This is a genomic window from Leucobacter japonicus (assembly GCF_001273855.1).
Classification (GTDB): domain Bacteria; phylum Actinomycetota; class Actinomycetes; order Actinomycetales; family Microbacteriaceae; genus Leucobacter; species Leucobacter japonicus.
Genome location: NZ_JHBX01000083.1, coordinates 1 through 5,570, shown reverse-complemented (window position 1 = coordinate 5,570; position 5,570 = coordinate 1). Strand labels below are relative to the sequence as shown.

Sequence of the window (5,570 nt, the reverse complement as noted above, 5' to 3'; positions counted from 1 at the left end):
GTAGACGCGGGGCACGCCGTGGGCTTCGAGGGTGCGAACGATGAGGTGGCCGGCCGACTGCGACATAAGGAGATCCTTCCAAGAACGAAAATTGTGGGGCTGTGAACCCGGGTACTAGGGGCCGATCGGCAATACCGAGGCGAGTGGTTCACCCGCCGCGATTCGCGCGAGCAACTCCGGTTCATCGCGATCCGAGACCAGCGCAGCGTCCAACACCTCAGGATCGATGCGACCGCCCGAGAGAACGAGCACCCCGTGCTCATCGCCCAGCACGAGATCGCCGTTCGCCACCTGCACGCCGCCGATGACGACCGGGCTCCCGACCGAGCTCGCCGAGAGTGCACCGGAGCGTTTCGTCGTGCGGGCGGTCAGCCCCGTTGCATACACGGCCAACTGGTCCTGGCTCGCCCGAAGCGCCTGAGCATCGGTCACCGGGCCGTCGACCACGATGCCCGCAATTCCCCGAGCGATGGCTGCGCTGGCCGTTACGGCCCCGACCGGGGCGTGCGCACCGCCCGCCACGCGAATCACGAGCACCTCACCGGATTGTGTTTCGAGCAGAGCGCGATTCACTGCATAGGCGTCGGGTTCCCGGAGATCGAGCGTTCGAGCGAACCCCACGAGCTGCGGACTGCGAGTGATCGCAGCCACCCGTGGATCGACGAATCCTTCTTCGAGGAAATGGCCCAGCGTGGGCAGTTCGACGCGGCGGAGGGCGTCCAACAGGCCGATGTCGTCGGCAGGTGCCCCGGTCACGAGGTCGACTCCGGCACTACCGCGACGCACTCGATTTCGAGTGCAATCTCCCAGATCGAAACGCAGACCGTCGTTCGTGCCGGCAGTGCGTCGCGAAAGTAGCGCGCATACACGCGGTTGAACGGCTCGCGCTGCTCGGGCGACGTCAAGTACGCATTGACCTTGACGACGTGCGCCAGGTCGCTGCCCGCGGCGGTGAGCACCGTGCGGAGGTTCTCGATGCAGATGGCGACTTGGTCTTCGAAACTCTCGGGTGCCGTACCATCCGCTGCGAACGGCACCTGGCCGGTGGTGAAGATGAACCCATTCGCCACCGTGGCCTGCGAGTACGGCCCCAGCGCCGGAGCGAGCCCCGGCGCTGAGTCGATCCTGCGAATCACTGGCCCACGCCCACGCTGGTCGTCGCGTCCACTCGGTCGATGTTCTTCCGGCTGTTGTCTCGGAGCAGGAAGAGCGCGACGAATGACAGCGCTGCGGAGGCGGCGATGTACCACGCGATCGAATCGCTCTGCCCGGTGAGGTCGAGCAGCCACACAGTGACCGCAGGAGTGATCGCAGAACCCAGCAGCCCCGACAGCATGTAGGCCACGGACAGGCCGGAGTATCGCACCTTTGCACCGAAGAGCTCGGCGAGGAACGTGGCGATCGGCCCGTAGTTCGCCGAGAAAGCAATCATCATCAACCCGTAGGCAAGGAAGACCGCTGCCGGATTCCCGGTGTTCAACAACCAGAAGAACGGGAAAGCCAGCAGAGCTTCGGCCGCGATTCCCGCAGCGATGATCGGCTTGCGGCCGAAACGATCGGAGAGCCGACCGAAGAACGGGATGAAGAAGAGACCGAGCAGGCACGCCACCAGAACGACCCACAGCATGAGGTTCGCCGAGTAGCCCTGTTCGCTCGTGCCGTAGTTCACGCCCGAGGCGACCATGAGCGTGAAACTCGAACCCGTCGACAGCGTCGCCACGCCGCCGAGGATGACCTGCTTCCAGTAGTGACGCATGAGGTACGCGAACGGCAGCTTGGCTTTGGCACCCTGCTCGCGGACCTGCTGGAAGCTGGGCGTCTCTTCGATATTGAGACGGATGTAGATGCCGACGGCGACGAGGAGCACCGAGGCGATGAACGGAACGCGCCACCCCCAGGTGTACAGCGCGTCTTCGGACACCGAGGCGGTGACGATGAGGAACGCGATGTTCGCAAGGAGCGTTCCGAAGGGAACGCCCACCTGCACGAGCGAGCCGTACCAGCCGCGACGCTCGTGCGGAGCGTGCTCGACGGTCATGAGCACGGCGCCGCCCCATTCACCGCCGAGTGCGAGGCCCTGAATGATACGCAGCGTCAGCAGAATGAACGGCGCCGCGATGCCGATGGTGGCGAAGTCGGGTACGAGCCCGATCGCGAGCGTTGCGCCGCCCATGGTGAGCAGCGAGATGAGCAGCATCGACTTGCGTCCCAGGCGATCGCCGAAGTGCCCGAAGAGGATCGCACCGAGCGTGCGCGCGACGTAAGCGGCGGCGAAGGTGAGGAAGGAAAGGATCGTGCCGACCGCCGGGGGCAGGTCTGGGAAGAATACTCGGTTGAATACCAGAGCGGAGGCGGTGCCGAAGAGGAACAGGTCGTACCACTCGACGGTGGTTCCGATCACACTCGCGGTCGCGATCTTTCTCATCTTGGATTGGTCCAGGCGTGCGCTGCGGACCTCCGTGTCCTGCGCTGGCGTCGTAGTCATCGAGTCTCCTGTGATTCGAGTGGCGTTCTGGTCAGAATTCACCCTCCCAGCGAGCCTGGGTTCGAACAAGCAGCATGTGCACACGGCTGTTGTTCTGAATTGGTGAAATGCACAGCGTCTGTCGCGCAACGGAAACAATCCAGCAGAATAGAGTGTGTGATTGCTCAAATCCCACTCGAGTGCTGCGCTCGCATTGTGGCCGTCGGCAGCCGTCTCCGTTCTCCTCGGGGCCCACGGTGAGCCTGCCCGATTCCGACGCCTGGTGGCCGGTCGCGCTGCAATGCCTCGAAGCGGACCTGCCGCGGCTCGTCGACGACTTCCTGGGTCGGCTGCGAGACCTGCGAGGCGGGTATGCCGCGGTGAACGGCGCCGATCTGCGGCAGACGGCTCACGACACGCTGTCGTATTTGATCGCGCAGCTGGCGGAGCGGCCGGTGCCGCAATCACTGCACGACCTGCCGCAGCGTCTCGGCGTGCGGCGCGCTCGTCAAGGCGTCGACCGCGACCAGTTGCTCGAAGCTGTACGGCTCGACTATCGCGTGCTGTGGGCCGGGCTCGTCTCGATCGCCGGCGATACCCACGCTGAAGACCTGGTGCAGCACGCGGAACTCGTGCTGACCTCGGTCGAAGATTACATCCACGCCGTGCAAGTCGCGTTCCTCGACGAGCGCGAATCGCTGGCTTCCGATACCCGCACCCAGGAGACCCGAGCATTCGCGATGCTGCTCGCCTCCGACGAGCCGCGCAGCATTGCCGCCGAGGTCGCCGCGCAACTGCGGTTCCCGGAGTCCGCCGAATTCGAGATCGCATTAATCCCCACGCCGTGGGCTCCAGAAGCGCGCCGAGCCGCCGCAGTCTCCGAGCGCTCGCGTCAGCGGCTCTTCGCGTGGGATTTCGACGACAGCGTGCTGTTCGTGCGACCGTGCAGCTCCGGCGAGCATCCGTTGGCCCGCATCGGAGGCGTGCAGATCGCGCCGGTCGATGGTCTGGCGGCCGTGCCGTCGGCCGTCGACTTCGCCCATCAGTTGCTTCCATTCGCCGCCGCCGGGCGTTTGAGCGACGAGAACGACCTCTGGCTCGCTCTCGCGGCCGACACAGCGGCGTCGACCATGCCTCGGGTCTTCACCAGTGCCCGAGTCGCCATGGATCGCGTACGGGCCGATGAGCGGCAACGCCTGCTCGACACCTTCTCGCGCTACTGCGCGACCGGATCGATCAAACGGACCGCCGAGGCGATGTTCGTGCATCGCAACACCGTGGTCAATCGGCTGCAAATGTTTCACCGCGTGACCGGGTGGGACCCGACGGTACCGCTCGACGCGGCACGCGCGCTTCTGGCGTTCGGTCAGAGCGCGCGTACCGACAACCGCCGATCGCGACGGCTGCGCGGCGCGGTTCAGGATCGTGCGTCGTAGCTCAGCTCGCCGCCGAGCACCGTGGCGACGATGTCGAGGTCGGCGACGCGCGGCGCAGTCAGCGGGGAGCCCGAGAACACGGTGAAGTCGGCGAGCTTGCCGCGTTCGAGCGTGCCCTTGTCGGCGATCTGGCCGGTGGCCCGGGCCGCCCACTCGGTGTGCGTGCGTAGCGCTTCGTCTGAGGTGATCGCTTCGTCGGGGGCGAGCGCGGTGCCCGCCTCGGTGCGGCGATCGATCGCGGCCTGCATGCCGCGCCGCAGGTTGTTGTCGGCGACGGGGAGGTCCGAGGATCCGGCGAGAATGATGCCGGCGTCGATGACCGAGCGGCCGCGGTACAGCCACGATTCGCGCTCGGGCCCGACGCGCTCCGCCATCTGCGCACCGAACGCGCCGATGAATCCGGCCTGCGGCGTCACCGCGAGCCCGAGACGCCCGGCCCGCTCCACCTGGTCGGGGCGCGCGATGCCGAAGTGCTCCACACGGCAGGGCACGTCGCGTCGGCCGTAGCGATCCTGCGCCTCCTCGATGAGGTCGAGTGCGAGGTCGATCGCGGCGTCGCCGATCGCGTGCAGCGCGAGGGGCCAGCCGGCACGGTACGCGCCGAGCGCGCGCTCGCGGTACACCGCGGGGTCGTCGAGCAGGTACCCCGTGTTGTGGTCGTGGCCGCAGTAGTCCTCGGTGACGGCGGCGGTCGCGCCGAGCAGCGAACCGTCGAGGAACACCTTGACGTGCCCGAAGCGCACGAGATCGTCGCCGAACCCGGCGCGGATACCGAGGTCGAGCCCGGCCCCAGCACCCTCGCGGGCGAAGTCTGCGGCGTGCCCGGTGAGGGGGCGCAGCGCGTCGATCGCGGGCATCAGCTGGGCGCGGGCGTGCAGCGCACCGCGCTCGGCGGCCGCCTGGTACGCGGCGACCTCAATGGGGCTGTGGCCGATCCACCCGCCGCCGACGCCCGCTTCGGTGAAGCTCGTGATGCCCTGCGCGGCGTAGCGCACGGTCGCGGCCTCGAGTGCCTCGACGAGACGCTCGGTCGAGTACGGCAGCAGCAGCGCCTGCACGAGCCCCTGGGCGGCCTCCTCCACGAGCCCCGTGGGCGATCCCGAACCATCGCGCACCACGACGCCGCCCGTCGGGTTCTCAAAGCCGGGCTCGAGGGCGCCGACGAGGCGCAGGGTGGCCGTGTTCGTGATCGACGCGTGCCCCGAGGTGTGACGCAGGTACATCGGGCGCTCGCCGGTGATGGCGTCGAGCCGGGCGATGTCGGGGAAGGCGCCGCCGTGGTGGGCCTGGTTGAAACCGGTGCCGTGCACCCACGCGTCGGGGTCACCGAGGGCGTCGAGCCGGGCGACCTCCGCCTCGATCTGCGCGTAGAGCTCGTCGAGCCCACGCACCACGCTGAGGTCGACCGAGGCGAGCCCGAGACCCCACCACGCGGTGTGGCAGTGCGCGTCGATGAGACCGGGAGTGACGCAGGCCCCCGGGAAGTCGAGACGCTGCACGGCGTCGATGCCGGCGAGCTCATCGTCGAAACCGACGATGCGCCCTTTGATGACGCCGACCGCGGTGGCGGTCGGTCGCGCGGGGTCGAGGGTAAGAATTTCGCGCGCGGTCAGGATCAGATCGAGTTGCATGGCATTCCCCTTCAGGCTGCGATTTCGTCGGCGGCGGGC

General features: G+C 67.5%; 5 protein-coding genes. 1 reads left to right on the top strand and 4 read right to left on the bottom strand.

The window, feature by feature from the left end:
• Positions 1-114 precede the first annotated feature (114 nt).
• Genes AMS67_RS04430 through AMS67_RS04420 form a run of 3 tightly spaced genes read right to left on the bottom strand, consistent with a single transcriptional unit; the run spans position 115 to position 2,485 of the window.
• Positions 115-756: an RraA family protein gene (locus AMS67_RS04430; protein ID WP_053386305.1), complete on the bottom strand. Its 642-nt coding sequence runs from the start codon at positions 754-756 to the stop codon at positions 115-117.
• Entirely contained in the window at positions 753-1,136 is a 384-nt protein-coding gene (locus AMS67_RS04425) for a RidA family protein (RefSeq protein ID WP_206541738.1), read from the bottom strand. Before AMS67_RS04425 ends, AMS67_RS04430 begins: the two co-directional genes overlap by 4 nt.
• On the bottom strand, positions 1,133-2,485 hold the full coding sequence (locus AMS67_RS04420; RefSeq protein ID WP_053386304.1) for an MFS transporter: 1,353 nt from the start codon (positions 2,483-2,485) through the stop codon (positions 1,133-1,135). Before AMS67_RS04420 ends, AMS67_RS04425 begins: the two co-directional genes overlap by 4 nt.
• Before the next feature lie 236 nt (positions 2,486-2,721).
• Here AMS67_RS04420 and AMS67_RS04415 point away from each other — a divergent pair, with 236 nt between their 5' ends.
• Complete coding sequence (locus AMS67_RS04415) at positions 2,722-3,900, top strand: RsbRD N-terminal domain-containing protein (RefSeq protein WP_053386303.1); 1,179 nt, start codon at positions 2,722-2,724, stop codon at positions 3,898-3,900.
• On the opposite strand, the gene AMS67_RS04410 is transcribed toward AMS67_RS04415, so the two are convergent.
• Positions 3,882-5,531, bottom strand: a complete 1,650-nt coding sequence (locus tag AMS67_RS04410) for an amidohydrolase (protein WP_053386302.1) — start codon at positions 5,529-5,531, stop codon at positions 3,882-3,884. The two genes, AMS67_RS04415 and AMS67_RS04410, sit on opposite strands and share 19 nt — an antisense overlap.
• Positions 5,532-5,570: the final 39 nt, after the last annotated feature.